General features: G+C 65.2%; 19 protein-coding genes and 6 tRNA genes. 6 read left to right on the top strand and 19 right to left on the bottom strand.

Translation table 11 applies throughout. The features are described 5' to 3' along the window. Window position 1 precedes the first annotated feature (1 nt). From EPK82_RS20150 to leuC, 6 genes are all read right to left on the bottom strand, one after another. Complete coding sequence (locus EPK82_RS20150; protein ID WP_134677811.1) at window positions 2-2833, bottom strand: FimV/HubP family polar landmark protein; 2832 nt, start codon at window positions 2831-2833, stop codon at window positions 2-4. 154 nt (window positions 2834-2987) lie between these two features. After that, window positions 2988-3998 carry an aspartate-semialdehyde dehydrogenase gene (locus EPK82_RS20145; RefSeq protein WP_134677810.1) on the bottom strand — a complete coding sequence of 337 codons (1011 nt, stop codon included), beginning with the start codon at window positions 3996-3998 and terminating at the stop codon, window positions 2988-2990. A gap of 135 nt (window positions 3999-4133) precedes the next feature. After that, on the bottom strand, window positions 4134-5246 hold the full coding sequence (gene asd, locus EPK82_RS20140; RefSeq protein ID WP_037054409.1) for an aspartate-semialdehyde dehydrogenase: 1113 nt from the start codon (window positions 5244-5246) through the stop codon (window positions 4134-4136). A gap of 56 nt (window positions 5247-5302) precedes the next feature. After that, window positions 5303-6382, bottom strand: coding sequence for a 3-isopropylmalate dehydrogenase (gene leuB, locus EPK82_RS20135; RefSeq protein ID WP_047584383.1), 1080 nt, complete (start codon window positions 6380-6382; stop codon window positions 5303-5305). A gap of 100 nt (window positions 6383-6482) precedes the next feature. Next, on the bottom strand, window positions 6483-7130 hold the full coding sequence (gene leuD / locus EPK82_RS20130; RefSeq protein ID WP_134677809.1) for a 3-isopropylmalate dehydratase small subunit: 648 nt from the start codon (window positions 7128-7130) through the stop codon (window positions 6483-6485). Window positions 7131-7141: 11 nt separating this feature from the next. Then, window positions 7142-8569: a 3-isopropylmalate dehydratase large subunit gene (leuC, locus tag EPK82_RS20125; RefSeq protein ID WP_047584379.1), complete on the bottom strand. Its 1428-nt coding sequence runs from the start codon at window positions 8567-8569 to the stop codon at window positions 7142-7144. Window positions 8570-8790: 221 nt separating this feature from the next. On the opposite strand from leuC, the gene EPK82_RS20120 reads away from it, so the two are divergent. Then, window positions 8791-9672: a LysR family transcriptional regulator gene (locus EPK82_RS20120; protein WP_037054419.1), complete on the top strand. Its 882-nt coding sequence runs from the start codon at window positions 8791-8793 to the stop codon at window positions 9670-9672. A 102-nt stretch (window positions 9673-9774) separates the two neighbouring features. Then, a complete protein-coding gene (locus tag EPK82_RS20115; protein ID WP_134677808.1) occupies window positions 9775-13062 on the top strand; it encodes a sensor domain-containing protein in 3288 nt (1095 codons plus the stop codon). Window positions 13063-13119: 57 nt separating this feature from the next. Here EPK82_RS20115 and EPK82_RS20110 read toward each other — a convergent pair whose 3' ends face one another. Then, entirely contained in the window at window positions 13120-13569 is a 450-nt protein-coding gene (locus EPK82_RS20110; protein WP_047584376.1) for an Hsp20 family protein, read from the bottom strand. A 106-nt stretch (window positions 13570-13675) separates the two neighbouring features. Next, window positions 13676-14641 (bottom strand): tRNA dihydrouridine synthase, encoded by a 966-nt coding sequence (locus tag EPK82_RS20105; RefSeq protein ID WP_037054424.1) that lies wholly within the window; start codon window positions 14639-14641, stop codon window positions 13676-13678. 101 nt (window positions 14642-14742) lie between these two features. On the opposite strand from EPK82_RS20105, the gene EPK82_RS20100 reads away from it, so the two are divergent. After that, window positions 14743-15138, top strand: a complete 396-nt coding sequence (locus EPK82_RS20100; protein ID WP_134677807.1) for a hypothetical protein — start codon at window positions 14743-14745, stop codon at window positions 15136-15138. A gap of 7 nt (window positions 15139-15145) precedes the next feature. Here the strand turns inward: EPK82_RS20100 and EPK82_RS20095 are convergent, their stop codons facing one another. Continuing rightward, window positions 15146-15595 (bottom strand): acyl-CoA thioesterase, encoded by a 450-nt coding sequence (locus EPK82_RS20095; RefSeq protein WP_037054427.1) that lies wholly within the window; start codon window positions 15593-15595, stop codon window positions 15146-15148. 226 nt (window positions 15596-15821) lie between these two features. On the opposite strand from EPK82_RS20095, the gene EPK82_RS20090 reads away from it, so the two are divergent. Further along, window positions 15822-17660: a sensor domain-containing diguanylate cyclase gene (locus EPK82_RS20090; protein WP_134677806.1), complete on the top strand. Its 1839-nt coding sequence runs from the start codon at window positions 15822-15824 to the stop codon at window positions 17658-17660. On the opposite strand, the gene EPK82_RS20085 is transcribed toward EPK82_RS20090, so the two are convergent. The 10 genes from EPK82_RS20085 to EPK82_RS20040 form a co-directional block, all read right to left on the bottom strand. After that, the gene (locus EPK82_RS20085) at window positions 17630-18469 is read right to left on the bottom strand and encodes an alpha/beta fold hydrolase (RefSeq protein WP_037054430.1); all 840 of its coding nucleotides are present in this window, start codon (window positions 18467-18469) and stop codon (window positions 17630-17632) included. The genes EPK82_RS20090 and EPK82_RS20085 overlap by 31 nt on opposite strands. Window positions 18470-18492: 23 nt before the next feature. After that, a complete protein-coding gene (locus tag EPK82_RS20080; RefSeq protein WP_047589491.1) occupies window positions 18493-19032 on the bottom strand; it encodes a TetR/AcrR family transcriptional regulator in 540 nt (179 codons plus the stop codon). 171 nt (window positions 19033-19203) lie between these two features. Continuing rightward, window positions 19204-19279, bottom strand: a tRNA-Glu gene (locus tag EPK82_RS20075). Window positions 19280-19327: 48 nt separating this feature from the next. Then, window positions 19328-19403: transfer RNA gene (locus EPK82_RS20070), tRNA-Ala, on the bottom strand. Window positions 19404-19450: 47 nt separating this feature from the next. Further along, window positions 19451-19526, bottom strand: a tRNA-Glu gene (locus EPK82_RS20065). 48 nt (window positions 19527-19574) lie between these two features. After that, window positions 19575-19650 (bottom strand) — tRNA-Ala (locus EPK82_RS20060). Between the two features lie 49 nt (window positions 19651-19699). Then, a tRNA-Glu gene (locus EPK82_RS20055) sits at window positions 19700-19775 on the bottom strand. A gap of 60 nt (window positions 19776-19835) precedes the next feature. Beyond that, window positions 19836-19911 (bottom strand) — tRNA-Ala (locus EPK82_RS20050). Window positions 19912-20082: 171 nt separating this feature from the next. Continuing rightward, a complete protein-coding gene (gene gltX / locus EPK82_RS20045; RefSeq protein ID WP_047584214.1) occupies window positions 20083-21564 on the bottom strand; it encodes a glutamate--tRNA ligase in 1482 nt (493 codons plus the stop codon). A 35-nt stretch (window positions 21565-21599) separates the two neighbouring features. Then, a complete protein-coding gene (locus EPK82_RS20040) occupies window positions 21600-22520 on the bottom strand; it encodes a LysR family transcriptional regulator (RefSeq protein ID WP_134677805.1) in 921 nt (306 codons plus the stop codon). Window positions 22521-22627: 107 nt separating this feature from the next. Between EPK82_RS20040 and EPK82_RS20035 the strand changes: the two genes are divergently transcribed. Beyond that, window positions 22628-23677 carry an HlyD family secretion protein gene (locus EPK82_RS20035; RefSeq protein WP_037054086.1) on the top strand — a complete coding sequence of 350 codons (1050 nt, stop codon included), beginning with the start codon at window positions 22628-22630 and terminating at the stop codon, window positions 23675-23677. Then, entirely contained in the window at window positions 23667-25220 is a 1554-nt protein-coding gene (locus tag EPK82_RS20030; RefSeq protein ID WP_134677804.1) for an MDR family MFS transporter, read from the top strand. The genes EPK82_RS20035 and EPK82_RS20030 overlap by 11 nt, the downstream gene beginning before the upstream one ends. Window positions 25221-25314: the final 94 nt, after the last annotated feature.

Here is a 25314-nt window from a genome sequence, read left to right as displayed (position 1 = left end):
ATCAAACCAGCTTGGCAATCATCTCGCGAGCTTCCTGCTGCTGGGCGTCGCTGCCTTCGGCAACCACTTCGTCGAGGATGTCACGCGCACCCTCGGTGTCGCCCATGTCGATGTAGGCGCGCGCCAGGTCCAGCTTGGTCGCGGTCTCATCGGTGCCGGAGAGGAAGTCGAAGTCATCGTCACCCTCCAGCTCGCTGGCGATACCGTCGGCTGGCGCCAGCGACGCGCCCTGCGGCTCGTCGAGATCGGTGGAGAGCTGGTCCAGCTCGGCCGTGACTTCATCCAGCTGCGCCGCGAAACTGTCGGCTTCCACCGCAGGCTGGGCCGGGGTCTCGTCGTCGAGCGACAGATCGAAATCCGCCGGCAGGTCGAGATCGGCAGCAGGTGCTTCGTCCGGCAGATCGAGGCCGAGGTCGGCCAGATCATCGGCCGACTGAGCAGCCGGGGCGTCGTCGTCCAGGCTCAGCAGGAACTCGTCGGCATCGTCCGCAGCCGCCGTGGACGGCTCATCCAGATCCAGACTGAAGTCGGACAGGTCATCGGCAGACTGCGACAGCTCGACCTTGTCGTCATCCAGGGACAGGTCGAAGCTCAGGTCATCGTCGCTGGCCGCTGCCGGTGCAGCCGGCTCGTCGACCAGACCGAAATCCAGGTCGTCATCCAGCGACAGCGGCGCTTCTTCCGCCTTGGCAGACTGCACGTCGCCACCCAGGTCGGACTCGAGATCATCGAGACTCAGGTCGAAGGCATCGTCGAGGTCGTCAGCGGCTGCAGCAGCCGATTCGTTGCGCGGCTCGTCCAGACCGAGATCATCGAGGCTGAACTCGCCGATGTCGTCCGAGGACGCCACGGCAGCCGCCGCGCCAGCGCCGGCAAAGGCAGCGATGGCAGGATACTTGGCCTTGAGCTGCTCGGCTTCGGCGTTGACGCCACCGAACTCGCGCAGTTCGTTGTCCTGGCGGGCGAAACCTTCGCGATCGCCCAGCTCGGCATAGACTTCCATCAGTTTCAGACGCAGGTCGCTGCGGTGCGGCTCGTCATTGATCGCGTTCTGCAGCAGCTCGGCAGCCTGGTTGAAACGACCATAGGCGATGTAGATGTCCGCCTCACCCAGGGCATCGCCGGTCTGCGCGGAAACGCGCTCCTCGGCGCCAGCCGGTGCAGCGGCGGCGGCTGGCTCGTCCTCGAGGCCGGCGAAGGTGTCTTCGGGCATGTCGAGTTCAGGAGCGAAGCCCTGATCTTCGGCCAGTTCGTCACCCAGCTCGTCATGCTGCTCCGCTTCTTTCATCGCATTGCGGCGCGACAGAGCCATCAGGCCGACCAGCAACAGCAGCAGTGCACCACCGCCCGCCAGACCCAGGGTCATCGGGTTGCTCATCAGGTCATCGATGAAGCTCTGCGGAGCAGGTGCGGGAGCCGGAGCCGGAGCCGGAGCCGGCGCGGCAGGCTTGCTCTCCTCGACCGGCTGAACCGGAGCGGCTGGTTCAACGGCAGCAGCCGGCTCACTGGCCGGCTGTTCGGTGGCGGCGGCGCCGTCTTCGACGGGCGCCTCCGGCTCTTCGGAATAGTTGTAGTCAGTCGCCGCCTCTTCAGGCGGCGAGACCGGAGGCGTCGCCGCCTCCGAGGCCGGCGGCACCGCTTCAGGTTCCGCAGCGGGCGCCTCCACTTCCGGAGTCACCTCGGGTGTTTCAGGCGCTGGCGCTGCGGCCGGAGTAGCGGCCATGTCGGCCTGCATCTTGGCCAGCTGGTTGTCCTTGAGTTCGATCAGGCGCTGCAGCTTGTCCAGCTGACTCTGCAGATCGCCAACCCGGCTCTGCAGCTCGGCATTCTCACGACGCGTCGAGTCGAGGCTTTCCTGCGTCACCGCCAGCTTGTCGGCCAGGGCCTTGCTGTCGGCCGAACCGGTGTCACTGCCACGCGTGGACTTGCCCGCATCGGCGGCGACCAGTTTCAGGCTGTCCCCGGTCTTCGCCGTGGACGGTGCGGCACCAGCCTCGGCACGGCGGGTGGCATCCAGCTGCCGCGACGCGACAGCACGACCTTCACGCCAGGCAGCGTTCTGCTCGGCAACCTGGGCGACCGCTTCGGCGTTGCTGCGACGGCGAATCTGCTGCTCATCCGGCAGACGCAGCACCTGACCGCTCTTCATGCGGTTGATGTTGCCGCCGATGAAGGCGTCGGGATTCAGGTCCTGAATGGCCAGCATGGTCTGATTGACCGAGCCACCGTCGACGCGCTGGGCGATTTCCCAGAGGGTGTCGTTGGCCGTGGTCTTGTATTCGTTGCCGCTGATGGCGCGCGAAGCGGGCGCCGGGGCAGTCGGACGCGGCGCGGCGGCCGGCTTGCTGCTGGCAGTGGGCGTTGCTGCCGGGCGCGGCGCCGGGGCTGCTGCCGGCAACTTGGGCGCGGCCGCTACGGTTGTCTGCGGGGAGTACAGCGGCGGGTCCAGCAGCAGCGTGTATTCACGCAGCAATCGACCGTTCGGCCAGAGCACTTCCACCAGGAAGTTGAGATAGGGCTCGCGCACCACCTTGCTGGAGGTGACACGAATCACGCTCTTGCCGTTCGGCTTCAGCACAGGGGTGAATTTCAGATCGGTCAGGAAGTACTGACGATCGACACCCGCCTTCACGAAGTCTTCGGGAGAAGCGAGGCTGGGAATGACTTCGTTGGAGGCCAGATCACGGACCTCCAGCAATTCGATTTCCGCTACCAACGGCTGATTCAACGAGGATTGCAGGGTAACTTCACCCAACCCCAGCGCATGCGCCATACCGGAAGACAGCGCAGAAGCCGCTGCGATTGCCAGCACTAGTTTGCGAACCCGAACCATAGCGTTATCCCTTGTTTTATCTTTTTCTCGGCTTGCGAGAAGGTCTTGGTAATTGCTGCCTGCCTCCGCTCCTAGAGCGGCTCCCCATTCAGCAATCAACTCAGCCAGTATTGCCAAGCTAGAAAGATTCTTCAAATTTCTAGGTAAGTATCTTTTACAGATAGTGTTTTATCAATAACTCGGCTATTTGCACAGCATTCAGGGCGGCGCCTTTTCTCACATTATCAGACGCAATCCACAAATTGAGTTGCCGTGGATCGCTCACACCACGACGAACGCGCCCGACATAGACCAGATCCTGACCGACCGCGTCACCCACCGCCGTCGGATAATCGCCCGCCTCGACCAGTTCGATTCCCGCTGCCGTTTCCAGCAGACGCTGCACCGCCGCGATATCGATATCCACGTCACTCTGCATGGCGAGTGCCAGGCTGTCACCGAAGAATACCGGCACCAGGGCGCAGGTCGCCCCCACCGCCAGCCCGGGCAAACCCGACAGTTGCTGCAGCTCGGCGGCCAGACGCTTCTCCAGTTCGGCGTGCCCCTGCTCGTCCACCGCACCGACCTGCGCCAGCACATTGAAGGCGACCTGGCGATCCACCGCCTGGGTTTCCAGCGGGCGGGCATTGAGCAGCTCGGCCGTCTGCCGCGCCAGCTCCTGCACGCCACTGCGACCCAGCGTGGAAATCGACAGCATGGCATTCAGCTGCACCTGGCGTGGCTGCAACAGCGGCTTCAGCGCTGCCAGCACCACCGCGCAGGCAGTCGCCGAAGGCGTCGGCACGCTCACCTGCCACGGCGCAGTCAGGTCTGGCGTTGCGCCCTCGCCCAGTTCGGGCAGAACGCACGGCGCCAGATCCAGCGGCAAGGCGGCACTGAGATCGATCAGCGAACAGCCGGCAGCACGCACGGCCTCGTGAAAAGCCCGCGTCACCTCCACGCCCGCGGCAAAGAATGCCAGCTGGACCTGCGTGAAATCGAACGCCTCGAGCGACCTGACCCGCAGCTGACGCCCGCGGAAGGAGAGGCTCTGCCCGGCGGACTCGCTACTGGCCAGGAGATGCAGGTCCTTGACCGGGAAGTCGCGCTCCTCGAGCAGTTCGACCAGCGCCTCACCGACATGACCGGTGGCGCCGACCAGGGCGATATTGATGGTTTTGCTCATGCTTCGATCTGCCGCACAAAAGGAGCGGCACTGTAACCGCGCCCTTCTTGCCACCGCAACTGCAAGCCCGGAAACGACGAAGCCCCGCTACCGAGGTAGCGGGGCTTCGTCTGCATCACGCGTCTGCGGTGCGCCTCAGCGCTCCAGCAGGATTCGCAGCATGCGCCGCAGCGGCTCGGCCGCGCCCCACAGCAGCTGGTCACCCACGGTGAAGGCGCCCAGGTACTGCGAGCCCATGTTGAGCTTGCGCAGGCGGCCGACCGGTACGCTCAGGGTACCGGTCACGGCAGTCGGGCCGAGGTCGCGGATGGAGTCTTCGCGATGGTTCGGCACCAGCTTGACCCAGGGGTTGTGCTGACTGATCAGGCCTTCGATGTCGGCCATCGGCACATCCTTGTTCAGCTTGATGGTCAGCGCCTGGCTGTGGCAACGCATGGCACCGATACGCACGCAGATGCCGTCGACCGGGATCGGGCTCTTGAAGCGGCCGAGGATCTTGTTGGTCTCGGCCTGCGCCTTCCACTCTTCACGGCTCTGGCCGTTAGGCAGTTCCTTGTCGATGTAGGGGATCAGGCTGCCGGCCAGCGGCATGCCGAAGTTGTCGACCGGGAAGTCTTCGCCACGCATGGCCTCGGCGACCTTGCGGTCGATGTCGAGGATGGCGCTGGCCGGGTCGGCCAGGTCGTCCGCGACAGCGGCGTTGATCGCACCCATCTGCTTGATCAGCTCACGCATGTTCTGCGCACCGGCACCGGAGGCGGCCTGATAGGTCATGGCGCTCATCCACTCGACCAGGCCGGCTTCATACAGGCCACCGAGCGCCATCAGCATCAGGCTGACGGTGCAGTTGCCGCCGATGTAGTTCTTGCTGCCGGCATCCAGCGCCTGGTCGATCACCTTGCGGTTGACCGGGTCGAGCACGATCACCGCGCTGTCGTCCATGCGCAGGCTGGAGGCGGCATCGATCCAGTAACCCTGCCAGCCGGCTTCACGCAGCTTGGGGAAGACTTCGTTGGTGTAGTCACCGCCCTGGCAGGTCAGGATCACGTCCAGGCCTTTCAGGTCGTCAATGTTGTAGGCGTCCTTCAGCGGCGCAATGTCCTTGCCAATCGCCGGCCCTTGGCCGCCAACGTTGGAAGTGGTGAAGAACACCGGCTCGATCAGGTCGAAATCCCGCTCCTCCAGCATGCGCTGCATGAGCACGGAACCGACCATGCCACGCCAACCGATCAGACCTACACGTTTCATAACGACTACACCTATATAAACAGCCCGCCGGAACCACCCCGGCGGGGCTGGAAAGATTACAGACTACGCAGCGCTTCGACTACTGCATCACCCATCGCGGAGGTACCGACCTTGGTCTTGCCCTCGGACCAGATGTCACCGGTGCGCAGGCCCTGATCCAGCACCAGGCTCACGGCTTTCTCGATGGCATCGGCGGCAGCGACCTGGCCGAAGCTGTAACGCAGCATCATGGACACCGAGAGAATGGTGGCCAGCGGGTTGGCGATGCCCTGACCGGCGATGTCCGGCGCGGAGCCGTGGCACGGCTCGTACATGCCCTTGTTGTCGGCATCCAGCGAGGCCGACGGCAGCATGCCGATGGAACCGGTGAGCATCGATGCCTCGTCAGACAAAATGTCACCAAACATGTTGTCGGTGACCATCACGTCGAATTGCTTGGGTGCACGCACCAGTTGCATGGCGGCGTTGTCGACGTACATGTGGCTCAGTTCGACGTCCGGGTAGTCCTTGGCCACTTCCTCGACCACGGCGCGCCACAGCTGGCTGGACGCCAGCACGTTGGCCTTGTCCACCGAGCACAGCTTCTTGCCACGGACACGGGCCATGTCGAAGCCGACCTTGGCGATACGGCGGATCTCGCTCTCGCTGTACGGCAGGGTGTCATAGGCCATGCGCTCGCCGTTCTCCAGCACCTTGCTCTCGCGCGGCTGGCCGAAGTAGATCCCGCCGGTCAGCTCACGCACGATGAGGATGTCCAGACCGGCGACGATTTCCGGCTTGAGGCTGGAGGCCTCGGCCAGTTGCGGGTACAGCAGCGCCGGGCGCAGGTTGCCGAACAGGCCCAGCTGCGAACGGATTTTCAGCAGGCCACGCTCCGGACGGATGGCCGGGTCGATGCTGTCCCACTTCGGACCGCCGACGGCGCCGAGCAGAATCGCATCGGCCGCGCGCGCGCGCGCCAGGGTCTCGTCGGCCAGCGGCACGCCGTAACGGTCGATGGCCGCACCACCGAGGTCATCGAAGCTCAGTTCGAAGCCCAGGCTGTACTTGTCGTTGGCCAGGTTCAGCACCTTGACCGCCTCGGCCATGATTTCCGGACCGATGCCGTCACCAGGGAGAACCAGAATCTGTTTCATAAAAAGACTTCCTTCGGAAATAGCTACAAGCTTCAAGCTGCAAGCCACAAGCGCAAGCCGCTTTCACGTGCAGCCTGAAGCTTGCGCCTTGCAGCTCCTGTTATTTGATCGCGCCGAACAGCCAGGGACTGCCCTGCTGGTAGCTGGCCTCGAAGGCCTTGATCGCGTCCTGATCCTGCAGGGTCAGGCCGATGTCGTCCAGGCCGTTGAGCAGGCAATGCTTGCGGAAGGCATCGACCTCGAAGCTGTACTGCACGCCATCGGGACGGGTCACGGTCTGCGTCTCGAGGTCGACCGTCAACTGGTAACCCTCGGTGGCCTCGGCCTGCTCGAACAGTGCATCGACCTCTGCATCCTTGAGGATGATCGGCAGCAGGCCGTTCTTGAAGCTGTTGTTGAAGAAGATGTCGGCGAAGCTCGGCGCGATCACCGTGCGGAAACCGTACTCGTCCAGCGCCCAGGGCGCGTGTTCACGCGACGAGCCGCAGCCGAAGTTCTCGCGTGCCAGCAGCACGCTGGCCCCCTGGTAACGCGGGAAGTTGAGCACGAACTCCTGGTTGACCGGGCGCTTGGAGTTGTCCTGGTTCGGCTGACCGACATCCAGGTAGCGCCACTCGTCGAACAGGTTCGGACCGAAACCGGTGCGCTTGATCGACTTCAGGAACTGCTTGGGAATGATCTGATCGGTGTCGACGTTGGCCCGATCGAGCGGGCAGACCAGGCCGGTGTGTTGGGTAAAGGCTTTCATCTTCTAGCTCCTCAGGCCTGGATCAGTTCACGAACGTCGATGAAGCGACCGGTCACCGCCGCAGCGGCAGCCATGGCCGGGCTCACCAGGTGGGTACGACCACCCGCGCCCTGACGGCCTTCGAAGTTGCGGTTGGAGGTGGACGCGCAATGCTCGCCACTGCCCAGCTTGTCCGGGTTCATCGCCAGGCACATGGAGCAGCCCGGCTCACGCCATTCGAAACCGGCCTCGATGAAGATCTTGTCCAGCCCCTCGGCCTCGGCCTGCGCCTTGACCAGGCCGGAGCCCGGCACCACCAGCGCCTGCTTGACGGTCGCCGCGACCTTGCGCCCCTTGGCCACTTCGGCGGCGGCACGCAGGTCTTCGATGCGCGAGTTGGTGCAGGAGCCGATGAACACGCGGTCGAGCTGGATCGCGGTGATCGGCTGGTTGGCAGCCAGGCCCATGTACTTCAGCGCACGGGTGATCGAGTCCTTCTTCACCGGGTCGGCCTCGACAGCCGGGTCCGGCACGTTCTGGTCGACGGCCAGGACCATTTCCGGCGAGGTGCCCCAGCTGACCTGCGGCTTGATCTCGGAGGCGGCAAGCTCGACCACGGTGTCGAACACCGCATCGGCGTCGGAGACCAGGTTCTGCCACTGCGCCACGGCCTTGTCCCAGTCGCTGCCCTTGGGCGCGAACGGACGATCCTTGACGTAGGCGATGGTCTTCTCGTCCACCGCCACTAGGCCGACACGGGCACCGGCCTCGATGGACATGTTGCAGATGGTCATGCGGCCTTCCAGCGACAGGTCGCGGATGGCGCTGCCGGCGAATTCCAGGGCATGGCCATTGCCACCGGCGGTGCCGATCTTGCCGATCACGGCCAGCACGATGTCCTTGGCAGTGACGCCGAACGGCAGCTTGCCCTCGACGCGCACCTGCATGTTCTTCATCTTCTTGGCCACCAGGCACTGAGTGGCGAGCACGTGCTCGACCTCGGAGGTGCCGATACCGTGCGCCAGCGCACCGAAGGCGCCATGGGTGGAGGTGTGCGAGTCGCCGCAGACCACGGTCATGCCCGGCAGGGTAGCGCCCTGCTCCGGACCGACGACGTGGACGATGCCCTGGCGCACGTCGTTCATCTTGAACTCGAGGATGCCGAAGTCATCGCAGTTCTCGTCCAGGGTCTGTACCTGGATGCGCGACACTTCGTCGGCGATGGCGTCGAGGCCGCCCTGGCGCTCGGCCCGGGTGGTCGGCACGTTGTGATCCGGGGTGGCGATGTTGGCGTCTATGCGCCACGGCTTGCGCCCGGCCAGACGCAGCCCCTCGAAAGCCTGTGGCGACGTCACTTCGTGAAGGATGTGACGATCGATGTAGATCAGCGAGGAACCGTCATCGCGACGTTTCACTTCGTGCATTTCCCAGAGCTTGTCGTAGAGCGTCTTGCCGGCCATCAGCGTTACCTCATCAGCGTGTTTCTATGCCAGGGCGAAAAGGCCCTTTGGCTTATGGGGTGAAATGCTATGATCGCGGCACGAATAACTCAAATTCATATTTTTCATCTAGGAGATTCCCCAAAGGAATCTGTCCACGCCGCACGCTGCAAGCGACAAGCCGCAAGCAATACCGCGCGACTCGACCTGCCGCTTGCAGCCTGCCGCTAGGAGCTGCCGTTATGGATCTGGCCAACCTCAACGCCTTCATCGCCATCGCCGAAACCGGCAGCTTTTCCGAAGCCGGCGAGCGCCTGCACCTGACCCAGCCTGCGGTCAGCAAGCGCATCGCCGGGCTGGAGCAACAGCTGGGCGTGCGCCTGTTCGATCGCCTGGGTCGCGAGATCGGCCTGACCCAGGCCGGTCGCGCCCTGCTGCCACGCGCGTACCAGATCCTCAATGTGCTGGACGACACCCGCCGCGCCCTGACCAACCTGTCGGGCGAAGTCAGCGGTCGCCTGACCCTGGCCACCAGTCACCACATCGGCCTGCACCGCCTCCCTGCCCTGCTGCGCGCCTTCACCCGCGCGCACCCGCAGGTCGCGCTGGACATCCAGTTCCTCGACTCGGAAGTGGCCTATGAAGAAGTGCTGCATGGCCGCGCCGAGCTGGCGGTGATCACCCTCGCCCCGGAAACCCGCGAACCCATCCGCGCCGTGGCCGTCTGGGACGACCCGCTCGACTTCGTCGCCGCACCCGAACACCCGCTGGCACGCAGCCAGGCCGTCAGCCTGGCGGACGTCGCGCAGCACCCTGCGGTGTTCCCCGGCGGCAACACCTTCACCCACCACATCGTCCAGCGCCTGTTCGAAGCGCAGGGGCTGACGCCCAACATCGCCATGAGCACCAACTACCTGGAAACCATCAAGATGATGGTCTCCATCGGCCTGGCCTGGAGCGTGCTGCCGCGCACCATGCTCGACGACCAGGTCGCTCGCCTGCCGCTGCCCGGCATCCAGCTCACGCGGCAGCTGGGCTACATCCTGCACACCGAGCGCACGCTGTCGAACGCGGCCAGGGCCTTCATGGCGCTGCTCGACAGTCAGCGCGACGACCTTGCATAGGCAGCCAACCTGCGACTAACGTGGCGATAGACCCCTACGCAGGAAGCCAAATGCCTTCGACGCCCGCCATGCTTCTCACGCGCACCAGAGGAGGGTTCGGCCATGGCCAGATCGACTGACCAGACACCGCCCCTGCCGCACATTCCGGCGATGGACCCCGTCGAATTCGAGCAGGCCTGGCAGGACGCGCAACGCTTGCTGGCCGCGTTGAACGGCGCCCACCTCGGCACCTGGTACTGGGACATCCGCAGCGGCCAGGTGAACTGGTCGCGTGGCGCACAGGCCCTGTTCGGCCTGGACCCCAACCGCCCGGTCACCCGCGAGCTGCGCTACATCGAGCTGATCCCCGAGGAGGAGCGCGCCGAGGTACTGGCGACCTTTCACAACATCCTCAAGGGCGAGCCGATCAGCAAGGCCCTGCGCCACCGCATACGCTGGCCCGATGGCAGCCTGCACTGGCTGGAGATCACCGGCAGCCTGCAACACGAGGCCGATGGCCGCCCGCGCATGTTCGGCGTGATCCGCGACATCAGCGCCCAGCAGGAACGCGCGGAAGCGCTGCGCGCCTCGGAAGAACGCTTCGCCAGCCTGTTCCGCCTGAGTCCCGACATCATGATGCTGGTGCGCTACGACGACAGCGAGATCGTCGAGGTCAACCAGCACTTCACCCAGGCCTTTGGCTGGGGCGCGAGCGAGGTGCTCGGCCGCCCCACCGCCGACCTGGATATCTGGGTGCATAACGCACAGCGCGACCACCTGCGCCAGCAGGCCCCTGTCAGCCAGGACCCCGTGATCCAGGAAGTGCAGCTGCGTACCCGCAGCGGCGAGATCCTCGACGGCATCCTCTCGAGCCAGTATATCGAACTGCAGGGCGAGCGCCTGATGCTCTGCACCTTCCTCGACACCAGCGAACGCAAGCGCGCGGAGAACGCCCTGCGTGCCAGCGAGGAAAAATTCGCCAAGGCCTTCATGCACACGCCGGACGCGGTCGCCATCACCGAGCGCGCGACCGGCCGCTTCATCGAGGTCAATCGCAGCTTCGAGCAGCAGTTCGGCTGGAGCAGCACCGAGGCGGTGGGCCGTACCTCGCTGGAGCTGGGTGTCTGGGCCGACCCCGGTGACCGCCTGCGGATGCTCGAAGCGCTCGAGGCCGGCAGCCTGAACAACCTGGAGGTGCGCCTGTTCAGCCGCGACGGCAGCGTCAGCATCAACCTGCTGTTCGGCGGCGTCATCGAACTGGACGGTGTCGAATGCCTGGTGCTCACCGTGCGCAACATCACCAGGCAGCGCGCCCAGGAGCAGGCGCTGCAGGAGAGCAAGCAGCGCCTGAAACTGGCGCTGGAATCCGCCGATCTGGGCACCTGGGACTGGCACATCCCCAGCAGCCGCCTGTTCGCCAGCGCCAGGGCCGCGGAGCTGCAGGGCTTGTCGGCGACACCGTTCGAAGGCGCCTTCCTGGACTTCTTCCGCCAGGTACCGATGGCCGACCGGCACAGCCTGCGGCAGAGCTACCAGCAACTGGTCGAGGAACGCCGCAACCACTACCAGGTCACCTACCGGGTGCAACTGAAAGATGGCGGCCTGCGTTTCCTCGAGAGCACGGCCAAGCTGCAACTCGACGAGCAAGGGCAGCCGCTGCGCATGGTCGGCACACTGGTGGACATCAGCGAGCGGGTCGTGCACGAGCAGCGCGTCAGGGCCTCGGAGGAGAAGTTCGCCAAGGCCTTCCACTCCAGCCCGGACGCCATCACCATCACCGAGCGCGACAGCGGCCGCTACATCGAGGTCAACGAGGGCTTCTCGCGCATCACCGGCTACCAGAACGCGGAAGTGATCGGCCGCACCTCGCACGACCTGAACATCTGGGCCTATCCCGATGAACGTGCGCGGATGATCGAGCACCTGACCCAGCATGGCCATGTCCTGCACATGGAAATGCATGGCCGCCACCGCGACGGCGAAGTGCGCCTGGTCGACGTGTCCGTGCAGACCATCGAACTCAACGGCGTGACCTGCCTGCTGCTCACCGCCCGCGACATCAGCGAACTCAAGCAGGCCCAGGCACAGGTCCAGCACCTGGCGTATCACGACGCGCTGACCAACCTGCCCAATCGCGCCCTGCTGATGGATCGCCTGACCCAGCAGATTTCCCTGCTCAAGCGCCACGATCTGCGCGGTGCCCTGCTGTTTCTCGACCTCGACCACTTCAAGCACATCAACGACTCGCTCGGCCACCCGGTGGGCGACGCCGTGCTGCGCCTGGTCACTGCGCGCCTGGAAGCCAGCGTGCGCCTGGAAGACACCGTGGCGCGGCTCGGCGGCGACGAATTCGTGGTGCTGCTCTCGGGTCTGGAAGGGAAACGCTCGGAGGTGACCCGCCAGGTGCGCCAGGTCGCGGAAAAGCTGCGGCAACTGCTGGCGGAGCCGATGCTGCTGGACGGCCATCGCCTGCAGGTGACCCCGAGCATCGGCGTCGCCCTGATTCCCGACCATGGCAACACCCCGGCGGACCTGCTCAAGCGCGCCGACATCGCCCTCTACCGCGCCAAGGACTCCGGGCGCAACGCCATCCAGCTCTTTCGCTCCACCATGCAGGAAGCCGCCAGCGCCCGCCTGCGCCTGGAGAACGATCTGCGCCTGGCCCTGGCGCGCGGGGAGTTCGAGCTGCACTTCCAGCCCCAGGTCGATGCCCGCGACGGCAAGGTGGTCGGCGCCGAAGCCCTGCTGCGCTGGCAGCACCCGCAGCTGGGCCCGCAGTCACCGGCGCAGTTCATCCAGGTTCTGGAAGAGAGCGGCCTGATCATCGAGGTCGGCAGCTGGGTGCTCGCCGAGGCCTGCCACTTCTGCTCCCAGCTGCTGGTCGGCGGGCTGATCGACAGCGAGCGCTTCAGCCTGTGCGTCAACATCAGCCCGCGCCAGTTCCGCCAGCACGAGTTCGTCGAGCGGGTCGCCAAGAGCCTGAAGGACAGCCGGCTGCCGAACGCCATGCTCAAGCTGGAGGTGACCGAGGGCATCGTCATCCAGAACATCGACGATACCGTGGGCAAGATGCTGCGGCTGAAGAAGCACGGCGTCAGCTTCGCCATGGACGACTTCGGCACCGGCTACAGCTCGCTGACCTACCTCAAGCGCCTGCCGGTGGACATGCTGAAGATCGACCAGTCGTTCGTGCGCGACGCCACCAGCGACCCCAACGATGCCGAGATCATCCGCGCCATCATCGCCATGGCCCGCAGCCTGGACCTGGAACTGATCGCCGAGGGCGTCGAACAGCAGGAACAGCTGGACTTCCTCCAGGCCCTCGGTTGCCACCTCTATCAGGGCTACCTGTTCAGCAAGCCACTGCCCCAGGACGCCTTTCGTCAGCTCTTGCAGGCACAGGGTCGCTGACCCCCGAAACGCAGAAGGCGCCCAGTGGGCGCCTTCCTTTCGCAGCATGAACGGGGATCAGCTTTCCAGTGCCGGGCGCTGGCTGCCGATCGGGATGCGCTTGGCCTTGGCCTCTTCCGGCACGATGCGCTCCAGCTCGACGTTGAGCAGGCCGTTGACCAGGTTGGCGCCCTTGACCTCTATATGATCGGCCAGGCGGAACGACAGCTTGAATGCGCGCTGGGCGATGCCCTGGTGCAGATAGCTGACGCTTTCCGCGCTGCGATCACGCTTGTTGCCAACCACGGTCAGCACGCCACGCTCGACCTGCAGTTCCAGGTCGTCCTCCTCGAAACCGGCAGCCGCGACCACGATGCGGTAGTGGTCCTCGCCGTGCTTCTCGACGTTGTAGGGAGGGTAGGAGCTGCCAGCGTCGTTGCTACGCAGGGCAGATTCGAAAAGATCGTTGAAACGGTCGAAACCGACGGACTGGCGGAACAGGGGGGCCAGGGACAGTACGTTGCTCATGAGTATTCTCCTGATGATTCAGCAAGTGTCATAGCGCGGGACCCGACTTCGGCATCCCGCAGTCACTTATCTGAGGCCACCCGGAAAAATTTCAAGGCTTTCCCTGTCAAGCCCTGTTCGCATCCACTGCTGCAGCCCCGAGCAGGCGATCGATGCGCTCGCAGTCCTGCTCGCGGCGGACCTCGGCGAACAGCGCGACGGCCTCGGGGTAGGTGCGGGTCAGCATCGCCAGCCACTGCTTCAGGCGCCCCGGCGCGTAACGCGGTGCCAGCTTGCGCCGGGCCTGCTGCCAGAAATCCAGCAGCAGCGGCTGCAGTTCGGCCCAGCCCATTTCCTGCGGTTCCTCACCAGCCCTGAGCGCCGCGATCTGCCGCGCCAGGCCCGGCCGCGATACCAGCCCACGACCCAGCATGATGTCGTCCACCCCGCTGATCTCACGGCAGCGCCGCCAGTCATCCAGGGTCCACACCTCGCCGTTGGCGAACACCGGAACGCCGACCACCTCCTGCACCCGCGCTACCCACTCCCAGTGCGCCGGCGGCTTGTAGCCCTCGACCTTGGTCCGCGCATGCACCACGATCTGGCTCGCCCCGCCTTCGGCCAGCGCCCGCGCGCAATCGAGCGCACCTTCCTTGCCCTCGAACCCCAGGCGCATCTTGGCCGTGACCGGAATCTCGGCCGGCACCGTGCGCCGCACCTCACGGACGATGGCATGCAGCAGCTCCGGCTCCTTGAGCAGCACCGCCCCACCCCGCGACTTGTTCACGGTCTTGGCCGGGCAACCGAAGTTGAGATCGATCACCGGCGCGCCCAGGGTGCAGGCGAATGCCGCGTTATCGGCCAGGCACTGAGGATCGGAGCCGAGAAACTGCACGCGCATCGGCGTGCCGGCCCGGGTGCGCGCACCGCCGAACAGCTCGGGGGCCAGCTTGTGGTAGGTGGCGGCGGGCAGCAGCCGTTCGCTGACGCGAATGAACTCGGTGACGCACCAGTCGATGCCGCCGATGCGGGTCAGTACGTCGCGCAGGATCTCGTCGACCAGCCCCTCCATGGGTGCCAGGGCGATTTGCATGAAGTTGTCCGGGGAAAATGGGGCGCACAGTTTAAGGGGTCGCGCGCCGTGCGCAAGATGGGCGACACTAATTGCATGGATAGCCACACGGAGCTGCCGCCATGCGTCATACCGCACTCGTTCTGCTCGGCCTGCTGTGCCTGGGGGCCCATGCCAGCGACACCCTGCCACGCGGCGTCGAACATCGCCCCCCGGCCCCTGCCGTCGGTGCGCCGGCCCGCCTGATCTTCAGTCGCGACAACAACGCACCGAACGCCTGCAATGTGGAGCTGTACATCAATCAGCAAGTGGTGGCGAAGGTCGGCCCGGACGAGCGCACCAGCCTGGACCTGCCCAGCGGCGAACTGAGCATCGCCGTGGCCATGTCACCCGATGGCTACTGCGGCGGCCGTGGCCCCGGAGCGGCCCAGTCGATAGTGCTGGGCCCGGGTGAAACCCGGCATTTCGCCATCGTGGTGAAAGCGGAGCAGGTGTTTCTCGCCCCGCTGTTCAACTGAGGGCGAGTCACAGCTCCAGCGGATACGGCTGCAACAGCGCCTGGCCATAGCCCTCGACGAACTCCACCGGCATGCGCTTGGGGCGGCCACTGGACAGCTCGATGCAGACGAAGGTGGTCTTGGCCCGCAGCAGCGTCGTACCGTCCTCGGGACGCAGCAGCTGGAAACGCCGATCCATCTTCAGGCGCTGATCGGATTCGACGATCCAGGTCGCCATCTGCAGACGCTGCCCCTCATAGGCGCTGGCCAGGTAGTCGATCTCGTGCCGGACGACCGCCATGGCGCGGTCCAGACGCCGGTACTCCACCAGGTCCAGCCCGAGGAACTGCGAGTGGCGCCAGGCACAGCGCTCCAGCCAACTGACGTACACCGCGTTGTTGGCATGTCCGAGCCCATCGATATCGTCAGCCGTGACATCGATATCGATCAGAAAGGGGCTGGGCAGGTCCCAGGTCATGGTCTTGTCTCCAGGCTTGCCGCAGAGGCTGCGGACGGGGATTGATGCCGAGCGCCGGCTCGCACGCCTGGCGACGCCATCAGCCGCGACTCGACGCCCGCATGATACGCCGCAACGCCGATCCGTGCAGGGCCGAGCTTTCATCGCGTCATCTCAAAGCGCCATAATGCCGCGCAAGTGCCCGAGAGCCGAGAACGAGCAATTGACTGCCGCCCTGCGCCTACTGATGCTTCTGCTGCTGCCAGCCCTGTCCTGGGCGGGCAGCCTGCCGCTGCCGATCGGCCAGGCGCAGGTCCTGCCCGGCCCCTACATGCAGTACTGGAAGGACCCGAGCGGCAGCGCCGACTTCACCGACGTGCGCAACCTGCCCGACTCGGCCTGGCAGGAGGTCGGCCGGCGCGACGCCAGCTTCGGTTACGGCGGCAGCGCCTACTGGCTGCGCCTGGACGTTCACAACCCCCACCCGCGCTCGCTCGGCTGGGTGCTGCTGGTCGGCAACCCCCTGCTCGATCAGCTGGATGCCTACGGCCTGGACGGCAAGCGTATCTACCGTGCCGGCGACCAGCGCCCGTTCGACTGGCGCTGGGTCGAGCATCGCCAACTGCTGCTGCCGCTGCAGGTCGGCCCCGGCGAACAGCGCCGCATCTGGCTGCGCATGCAGACTGCGGGCTCGGCCAACCTCAGCGCCAGCCTGATGACCCGCGACGCCTTCGACCACCAGGAACAGCGCAGCCTGCTGCTGCAGGGCCTGTTCTTCGGCGCACTGATCGCGATGTTCATCTACAACCTGAGCATCTTCGGCATCACCCGTGATCGCAACTACCTCTGGTACAGCCTGTTCGTCGCCAGTTTCGGCTTCTACCAGTTCATCCAGCTGGGCTTCGCACTGCAGTGGCTCTGGCCCAATGCCCTGACCTGGCACCAGCTGAGCTTTCCATTCGCCTCCGCGCTGGCGACGCTGTTCGGCATCCAGTTCACCTACGGTGTGCTGGAGCTGGACAAGGCGCCAAAGGCCTATCGCCGGACGACCAGCCTCCTCAAGGCCTGCACCTGGCTGGTCCTGGGCATGGCCCTGTTCGGCCCCTACACCCCGGCCCTGATGGGCAGCTTCGTCATAGTGGCCGCCTGCGCGATAGCGGCCTTCGTGATCACCCTGCTGCGCTGGCGTGCCGGCTTTGCCGCGGCGCGCCTGTTCGCCCTGGGCTGGTTCGTGCTGATCAGCGCCAGCCTCGCCAGCATTCTGACCGGCACCGGCCTGCTGCCCTACTCCTTGCTCACCCTGCACATCCAGCAGATCGGCGGCCTGATCGAGATGACGGTATTCTCCGTCGCCCTCGCCGCACGCATTCGCCAGGCCCAGGAGGCCGAGCGCGCAGCCCAGGCCAGGCTGATCGACCAGGAACGTCGCCTGCGCAACGAGCAGGCCAAGCACCTTGAGCTGCAGACGAAGATCAGCGAGAGCCTGGATCAGCACGTGCAGGAGCGCACCGCCACCCTGCAGGACACCCTGCAGCAGCTCTCCAGGGCCAACCTGCGCCTGGCCGAACAGAATCGCCGCGACGGCCTCACCGGCCTGTTCAATCGCCAGACCCTGAACGAAGAACTGGTGCGCGCCTACGCCCGCGCCGAGCGCAGCCGGCAATCGATCGCCGTGTTGATGCTGGATCTGGATCACTTCAAGCAGGTCAATGACCGTTATGGCCATCTCGCCGGCGATGCCTGCCTGCGTCATGCAGCCGAGCGTTTCCAGCAGCGCCTGCGCAGCAGCGACCTGCTGGCCCGTTTCGGCGGCGAGGAGTTCGTCGCCCTGCTCGACAACACCGACCTGACGGGCGCCCTGGACCTGGCCGAGCAGTTGCGCGAGGACCTGGCCCAGCACCCCTGCCCCTACCAGCAGCAGGACATCCCGCTGAGCCTGAGCATCGGCCTCTACGCGGGCGTGCCCAGCGAACCGGGCTGCGCCGAACACTGGCTGGACCTGGCCGACCGCGCGCTGTATCGCGCCAAGGCAGCCGGGCGCAATCGCGTGGTCAGCTACGACGCCACGGCCTTCAGCGACGCCTGACGCACCTCGCCGAGCAGGTCGAGCACGGCCCGCACGATCGCCGGATCACCCAGCAGCCGCTGGTGCCCACCCGCCGGCAAGCGCAGCAGCTGACTGTCGAACCAGGCCTGGTGGATCAACTCGGCCTCGCTGACCGGCACCATGGCATCGTCCTCGGCGTGCACGACCAGCCCCGGAACGTTCAGCTGATAGCGCTGCACGTCGAGGTGCGCAGCGGGAATGCCTGCATGGGTTTCCACCTGACGCACGAAATGCGCACGAGCCGCCGCAGGCAAGCCCATGAAATGGGCGAAGCCCCGCAGCACCCCGAGAATCCGGCTCGGCGCCGCGATGCTGACCAGCGCGTCGGTGCGCAGGCCCATCTGGATGGCCAGCAGCGCGCTGGCCCCGCCCATCGAATGGCCGATGACCGCCTGCAACGGCGGCAGCTCGCTGGCCGCCTCGAGCAAGGCGCGGGCAAACAGCACGACATTCGCCTCACGCCCCGGTGAGCGCCCATGGGCGGGCGCATCCAGCGCCACGACACCATAGCCGGCATCGACCAGGCCACGGATCAGCAGCGCGAACTGGGTCGGCCGCCCCTCCCAGCCATGCATCAGCAACACCGTTGGCCCGCTGCCCCAGCGCAAGGCCGAGAGACCGAAACGCAGCGTGATGCGCTCGGCGCTGTTCAGCAACGGCAGCTCCCAGTCGCGCGGCGGCAGGTTGCGCGGTGTCATGAAACGTTCGCGCAGTCGGCTGGCGAGCAGTTGCGGGGCCACTCGCCCCAGAGCTGCATTGACGCCACGTACCCATGTCATCTGGTTCATCATCGTCTCCTCGAAAGCCGATCTCACAGCACCGCCGCTTTGGCGGCACGCAACAAGCGGTCGGACAGCTCACCGGCGCCCAATGCCCGGGCAAGCGCCAGACCACCTACCATCAGCGCCAGGTCAGCCAGCGCCGTATCCGCCTCCTCCGGCGTGGCGCTCATCTGCGCCACCATCTGCTCCACGTGCTCGACCAGGGCCAGACGGAAGCCGTCCGGCAGGCGTTCGATCTCCGCCAGCGTGCTGGGCAGCGGGCAGCGATCAGCGGGCTCGTCGCGATGCCGACGCGACAGGTAGAAGGCTGCCAGCAGCGCCCTGCGCTCCCTGCCGTCCAGGCGCTGATCGACGCCAGCCAGGCGCTCCCTGCGCACACCGAGCAACTGCCTGAACGCCTCCAGCATCAGCGCATCCTTGCTGCTGAAATGCGCATAGAAGCCACCCACCGTGAGCCCCGCCGCCGCCATCACCTCGGCAACGGCCGGGTCGCCAGGGCCGCGCTCGGCAAGGACTCGCCCAGCGGCCGCGAGAATGCGCTTGCGGGTTTCGTGCTTGCGTTCGGTCATGGCTGCCGCTCCTTTATATGACGATCGCAATATTACAGTCATCATCTTTTCTTGCAAGCAGCCGCGACGACCATCGGTCGTCTTCGCGGCAGCGACAGGAATGAGCAGGCAAACAAAAAGGGGCCACCTCGTGAGAGGCAGCCCCTGGGTTCCGCAAATGCGGCAAGAAAATGGCGTCCCCTAGGGGACTCGAACCCCTGTTACCGCCGTGAAAGGGCGGTGTCCTAGGCCACTAGACGAAGGGGACGAAACCTTCGAACGACAAGGCCAGCACTAGGCTGGCCTTGAGTGTGTTTGGTGGAGCTAAACGGGATCGAACCGTTGACCTCTTGCATGCCATGCAAGCGCTCTCCCAGCTGAGCTATAGCCCCGAAACCTTGCGGTCGGCTCGCAACACCTGCGCGTTGCGACTGGAAAATGGCGTCCCCTAGGGGACTCGAACCCCTGTTACCGCCGTGAAAGGGCGGTGTCCTAGGCCACTAGACGAAGGGGACAAAACCTTCGAACGACAAGGCCAGCACCTGGCTGGCCTTGCGTGTGTTTGGTGGAGCTAAACGGGATCGAACCGTTGACCTCTTGCATGCCATGCAAGCGCTCTCCCAGCTGAGCTATAGCCCCGAAACCTTGCGGTCTGGCTGCAACGCCTGAGCGCTGCGGCTGGAATAAGTGGCGTCCCCTAGGGGACTCGAACCCCTGTTACCGCCGTGAAAGGGCGGTGTCCTAGGCCACTAGACGAAGGGGACGCAAGACCCTGATCGTGAATCGACTCACATCGATTCTGGCACTCCCGAAGGAGTCGAGATTGGTGGAGCTAAACGGGATCGAACCGTTGACCTCTTGCATGCCATGCAAGCGCTCTCCCAGCTGAGCTATAGCCCCATCTCGAGGACGGGGCGCATGTTAAGAGCGCCCCGATTGCCTGTCAACAACATTTTTCCTTCCGGCCCAAAGTTTTTGCCACTAGAACAACTACTTAGAGCCCACGCAGGGTAAAACCGAGCGTGACAGGCGCTTTGGCGACGGCAGCAGCAGGCAGGCTCGCGCCACAACTCAGTTGATGGCCGCCAGCAGCTTCTCCCACTCCTTGGTCTCTTTCTTCGAGGTACCACCGAGCAGCTCCAGGGCCTGGCGCAGGCGGAAGCGGGTCAGGTCCGGGCCGAGAATCTCCATGGCGTCGAGCACCGACACCGAGCTGGCCTGGCCGGTGATGGCGGCGAACATCAACGGCATGGCATCGCGCAGCTTCAGCTCGAGGTGCTCGACCACGGCCTGGATGCAGCCGGTGATGCGCTCCTTCTCCCACTGCCGCAGCGACTCCAGCTTCCACAGGATCAGCTGCATCAGCTGGCGAACCTGGTCAGGCGACAGCTTCTTGTGCTCGAACAGCTTGGCGTCGAGGTTCAGGCCACCGGAGAAGAAGAAGCCGGCCAGCGGTGCGATCTGGCTGAAGGTTTCCACCCTGCCCTGCACGTGCGGCGCGATCTTCATCAGGTACTCGGGATTGAGCGCCCACTTCTGCACTTCGGCGGCGAAGGTTTCCACCGGCAGCTCACGCAGCCACTGGCCGTTGAGCCAGGACAGCTTCTCCAGGTCGAAGATCGGCCCGCCGAGCGACACCCGGTTGATGTCGAAATGTTCGATCATCTCGGCCAGGGAGAACTTCTCGCGCTCGTCCGGCATCGACCAGCCCATGCGCCCCAGGTAGTTGAGCATGGCCTGCGGCAGATAGCCCATGCGCTCGTAGAAGGTGATGCTGGTGGGGTTCTTGCGCTTGGACAGCTTGCTCTTGTCCGGATTGCGCAGCAGCGGCATGTAGCACAGCGCCGGCTGCTCCCAGCCGAAGTATTCGTACAGCTTGATCAGCTTGGGCGCCGACGGCAGCCACTCCTCGCCACGCAGCACGTGGGTGATGCCCATCAGGTGGTCGTCGACCACGTTGGCCAGGAAATAGGTCGGCAGGCCATCGGCCTTCATCAGCACCTGCATGTCCATGCGATCCCAGGGGATCTCGACATCGCCACGCAGCATGTCCGGCACCACGCAGACACCCTCGCTGGGCACCTTCATGCGCACCACGTGCGACTCGCCGGCGGCGATGCGTGCTTGCGCCTCGGCGGGCTGCAGATGCATGCAGTGGCCGTCGTAACGCGGGGTTTCCTTGTTGGCCATCTGCTGCGCGCGCACTTCATCGAGGCGCTCGGCGGAACAGAAGCACGGGAAGGCATGCCCCTTGCTGACCAGCTCGTCGGAATATTTCTTGTAGATCTCGCCACGCTCGCTCTGCCGGTACGGGCCGTGCGGACCACCGACGTCCGGGCCCTCGTCCCACTCGATACCCAGCCAGCGCAGTGCGTCGAAGATCTGCTGCTCGGACTCGCGGGTCGAACGCAGCTGGTCGGTGTCTTCGATACGCAGGATGAACTGGCCACCGTGCTGGCGAGCGAAGCACAGGTTGAACAGTGCGATGTAGGCGGTGCCGACATGGGGGTCGCCGGTCGGCGATGGCGCGATACGGGTACGAACGGTGGTCATGAATGCTCTCGGAAGGAAGACACGAGGTGTATTGATCAAGCGGGCGATGTTATCAGGCCTGCCGCCCCCGGCTCCAGCGACCCGCCACGGGTGATCGGCAAGCTGGCGATGAGGAAGTCGAGGAAGGTCTTGACCTTCATGGCCTGGAAGCGTCGTGACGGGTAGATGGCGTAGACCTCGCCCACCGGCAGGCGCGCCTCCGGCAGCAGCTCGACCAGGCGCCCACTGCGCACCGCCTCCTCGCTGATCATGACCGGCAACCCGCAGATCCCGGCGCCGGCCAGTGCCGCCTCACGCGCGAAGGTGATGTTGTTGCAGGTCATCACCCGCTGGCAGGGCAGGTTCTCGCCCAGCAGTGGCCAGTAGCGCGGCGCATCGTGCTGCAGGAGGATCGCCCGATGCCCCTCCAGCTCGGCCACGCCGCGCGGCACACCGTGCGCGGCCAGATAGAACGGACTGGCACAGAGGCGCCGGCCACTCTCGAACAGTTTGCGCGCGATCAGGGTCGAATCCTGCGGCTGCCCAACCTGGATGGCGATGTCCACGCCCTCCTCCAGCGGGTCGACCAGGCGCGAGGTCAGCTCCACCTCGGCGTTGATCTGCGGGTACTGGCGCATGAACTCCCCCAGCACTCGCCCGAGGAACAACTGGCCGAACTCGATCGGCGTGGTGATACGCAACAGCCCGGAAGGCTCACGCTGCAACTGCATGACGGCCTGCTCGGCCTCGGCGAAGTCGAGCATGATCTGCCGGCAGCGCTCGTAGTAGGCCTGTCCCACCTCGGTCAGGCGCAGCTTGCGCGTAGTGCGATTGAGCAGGCGCACACCGAGGCGCTCCTCGAGCAAGGCGATGCGCCGGCTCACGGTGGACTTCTGCATGCCCAGGCTGGTCGCCGCCTGGGTGAAACTGTGGCACTCCACCACTCGGGTAAAGATCAGTGCGTCATCAAGCCCCATGATTGTTCCTCATAAGCAACAAAGCATGCCAAGTCTAGAGTCTACTAGCGCAAAGGGAACACTGTTAAATTCGCTTACAATTCGCCACCGCTTCCCGAGCCTCACGCATGCCCGCCAAACTGCAACGCCGTCTTCTCGTCTTCGTGACCCTGCTGGTGCTGATCGCCGGCGCCCTGCTCATTCAGTGGCTGTTGATCGGCCGCTACCAGGAAAGCACTGACAACGCCTATGTGCAGGGCGAGATCACCCGCGTCTCCAGCCAGCTCAATGCGCGCATCGAAAAGGTGCTGGTGCGCGACAACCAGCATGTGGAGGCCGGCCAGTTGCTGGTCGAGCTGGAGAACAGCGATTTCCGCCTGGCCCGCCAGCGCGCCCTCGCCGCCCTGGAGACCCACCAGGCCGAACGCGCCCAGGCACAGAGCAAGCTCGACCAGCAAGGCAGCCTGATCGCCGCCAGCCAGGCCGACGTCGCCGCCAGCCAGGCCACCCTGGAACGCGCACAGATCGACCTTGGCCGCGCCCAGACGCTGCGCAAGCCGGGCTACGTCTCCGAAGAACGCGTGACCACGCTGGCCGCCGACAACCGCGTGGCCCGCTCGCAACTGGCCAAGGCCCAGGCGGACCTGCAGGCCCAGCGCCAGCAGGTGGCCAGCCTCGAAGCCGAACTCAAGCGCCTGGATGCCCTGATCCTTTCCGCCCAGGCCGATCTGGAACAGGCCGACCTCAACCTTTCGCGTACACAGATCCATGCGCCGATCAGCGGCATGGTCGGCCAGCGCTCGGCCCGCGAAGGCCAGGTGGTACAGAACGGTGCCTACCTGCTCTCGCTGGTACCCGATCAGGACATCTGGGTGCAGGCCAACTTCAAGGAAACCCAGATCGGCCGCATGCGTCCGGGGCAGAAGGCCGAGCTGCTGTTCGACAGCTATCCCGACACTCCCGTCGAGGGCCACATCGACAGCCTGTTCGCCGCCTCCGGCGCCCAGTTCAGCCTGCTGCCGCCCGACAACGCCACCGGCAACTTCACCAAGGTGGTGCAGCGCATCCCGGTCAAACTGACCTTCTCCGCCGACAACCCGTTGCACGGCCTGATCCGCCCCGGCATGTCGGTGGAAGTCACCATCGACCTGCGCAGCGACGAACACCATGGCGGGTGATGCACTGATCCGCCCCACCGAGGAGCCCAGTCGCCGCGACTGGATCGCGGTGATGAGCGCGATGCTCGGCGCCTTCATGGCGGTGCTGGACATCCAGATCACCAACTCCTCGCTGAAGGACATCCAGGGCGCGCTGTCCGCCACCCTGGAGGAAGGCTCGTGGATCTCCACCTCCTACCTGGTGGCCGAGATCATCATGATCCCGCTGACGGCCTGGCTGGTGCAGCTGCTGTCGGCACGACGCCTGGCCGTCTGGGTCTCGGTCGGATTCCTGATCGCCTCGCTGCTCTGCTCCATGGCCTGGAGCCTGGAGAGCATGATCGTGTTCCGCGCGCTGCAGGGCTTCACCGGTGGCGCACTGATCCCGCTGGCGTTCACCATGACGCTGATCAAGCTGCCCGAGCATCACCGCGCCAAGGGCATGGCGCTGTTCGCCATCACCGCCACCTTCGCGCCCTCCATCGGCCCCACGCTTGGCGGCTGGCTGACCGAGAACTGGGGCTGGGAATACATCTTCTACATCAACGTGCCGCCCGGCCTGATCATGATCGCCGGCCTGCTCTACGGCCTGGAGAAGAAGGCGCCGCACTGGGAACTGCTGAAGACCACGGACTACGCCGGCATCGTCACCCTGGGCATGGGCCTGGGCTGCCTGCAGGTGTTCCTCGAAGAAGGTCATCGCAAGGACTGGCTGGAATCGCAGCTGATCGTCGGCCTCGGCAGTGTGGCGCTGGTCAGCCTGATTCTGTTCGTCATCCTGCAGATCTCACGCCCCAATCCGCTGATCAACCTCGGCGTCCTGCGCGAGCGCAACTTCGGCCTGGCGAGCATCTCCAGCGTGGGGCTTGGCGTGGGGCTGTATGGTTCGATCTACGTGCTACCGCTGTACCTGGCGCAGATCCAGGGCTACAACGCCATGCAGATCGGCGAAGTGATCATGTGGATGGGCGTGCCGCAGCTGTTCCTGATCCCGCTGGTGCCCAAGCTGATGAAGATCATCTCGCCGAAATGGCTGTGCGCCCTGGGCTTCGCCCTGTTCGGTGCGGCGAGCTTCTTTTCCGGCGTGCTCAACCCGGACTTCGCCGGCCCGCAGTTCAACCATATCCAGATCGTGCGCGCGCTTGGCCAGCCACTGGTGATGGTCACCGTCTCGCTGATCGCCACGGCCTACATCATGCCGCAGGACGCCGGCTCGGCCTCGAGCCTGTTCAACATCCTGCGCAACCTCGGCGGCGCCATCGGCATCGCCCTGCTCGCCACCCTGCTCGACGCACGCGCCAAGGTCTACTTCGATTACCTGCGCGAATCCATCGTGCCGACCAACCCGCAGGTGGAACAGCGCCTGCAACTGCTGACGCAGACGCTGGGCAGCGAGCAGGCCGCGCTGGCCAGGCTGAGTCAGATCGTCCACGAACAGGCGACGATCATGGCCTACAACGACGCCTTCCACTTCATCGGCATTGCCCTCGCCGTGAGCATGCTGGCAATTCTGCTGACCCGAAAACTGCCGCAGAACATGGCAGGCGCTGGCGCAGCACATTGAGCCCCGCCCGTCGTAGGGTGGATGCCGCTTTCCGCATCCACCAGGCACGGTGGATCGATAAAGCGCGATCCACCCTACGCCAACACCTCGCCCG

The sequence above is a fragment of the Ectopseudomonas khazarica genome (assembly GCF_004521985.1).
Classification (GTDB): Bacteria; Pseudomonadota; Gammaproteobacteria; order Pseudomonadales; family Pseudomonadaceae; genus Aquipseudomonas; species Aquipseudomonas khazarica.
This window is presented reverse-complemented; position numbering and strand designations above follow the sequence as displayed.

Bases quoted from the DNA above. Each gene is read 5' to 3' on its own strand.
- EPK82_RS20095 (WP_037054427.1), bottom strand. From the start codon at position 15,595: ATGACCTGGGACCTGCCCAGCCCCTTTCTGATCGATATCGATGTCACG.
- EPK82_RS20105 (WP_037054424.1), bottom strand. From the start codon at position 14,641: ATGCAAATCGCCCTGGCACCCATGGAGGGGCTGGTCGACGAGATCCTG.
- EPK82_RS20085 (WP_037054430.1), bottom strand. From the start codon at position 18,469: ATGAACCAGATGACATGGGTACGTGGCGTCAATGCAGCTCTGGGGCGA.
- EPK82_RS20080 (WP_047589491.1), bottom strand. From the start codon at position 19,032: ATGACCGAACGCAAGCACGAAACCCGCAAGCGCATTCTCGCGGCCGCT.
- EPK82_RS20030 (WP_134677804.1), top strand. From the start codon at position 23,667: ATGGCGGGTGATGCACTGATCCGCCCCACCGAGGAGCCCAGTCGCCGC.
- leuB (WP_047584383.1), bottom strand. From the start codon at position 6,382: ATGAAACAGATTCTGGTTCTCCCTGGTGACGGCATCGGTCCGGAAATC.
- asd (WP_037054409.1), bottom strand. From the start codon at position 5,246: ATGAAACGTGTAGGTCTGATCGGTTGGCGTGGCATGGTCGGTTCCGTG.
- EPK82_RS20145 (WP_134677810.1), bottom strand. From the start codon at position 3,998: ATGAGCAAAACCATCAATATCGCCCTGGTCGGCGCCACCGGTCATGTC.
- EPK82_RS20040 (WP_134677805.1), bottom strand. From the start codon at position 22,520: ATGGGGCTTGATGACGCACTGATCTTTACCCGAGTGGTGGAGTGCCAC.
- EPK82_RS20110 (WP_047584376.1), bottom strand. From the start codon at position 13,569: ATGAGCAACGTACTGTCCCTGGCCCCCCTGTTCCGCCAGTCCGTCGGT.
- gltX (WP_047584214.1), bottom strand. From the start codon at position 21,564: ATGACCACCGTTCGTACCCGTATCGCGCCATCGCCGACCGGCGACCCC.
- EPK82_RS20100 (WP_134677807.1), top strand. From the start codon at position 14,743: ATGCGTCATACCGCACTCGTTCTGCTCGGCCTGCTGTGCCTGGGGGCC.
- EPK82_RS20035 (WP_037054086.1), top strand. From the start codon at position 22,628: ATGCCCGCCAAACTGCAACGCCGTCTTCTCGTCTTCGTGACCCTGCTG.
- leuC (WP_047584379.1), bottom strand. From the start codon at position 8,569: ATGGCCGGCAAGACGCTCTACGACAAGCTCTGGGAAATGCACGAAGTG.
- EPK82_RS20090 (WP_134677806.1), top strand. From the start codon at position 15,822: ATGCTTCTGCTGCTGCCAGCCCTGTCCTGGGCGGGCAGCCTGCCGCTG.
- EPK82_RS20115 (WP_134677808.1), top strand. From the start codon at position 9,775: ATGGCCAGATCGACTGACCAGACACCGCCCCTGCCGCACATTCCGGCG.
- leuD (WP_134677809.1), bottom strand. From the start codon at position 7,130: ATGAAAGCCTTTACCCAACACACCGGCCTGGTCTGCCCGCTCGATCGG.
- EPK82_RS20150 (WP_134677811.1), bottom strand. From the start codon at position 2,833: ATGGTTCGGGTTCGCAAACTAGTGCTGGCAATCGCAGCGGCTTCTGCG.
- EPK82_RS20120 (WP_037054419.1), top strand. From the start codon at position 8,791: ATGGATCTGGCCAACCTCAACGCCTTCATCGCCATCGCCGAAACCGGC.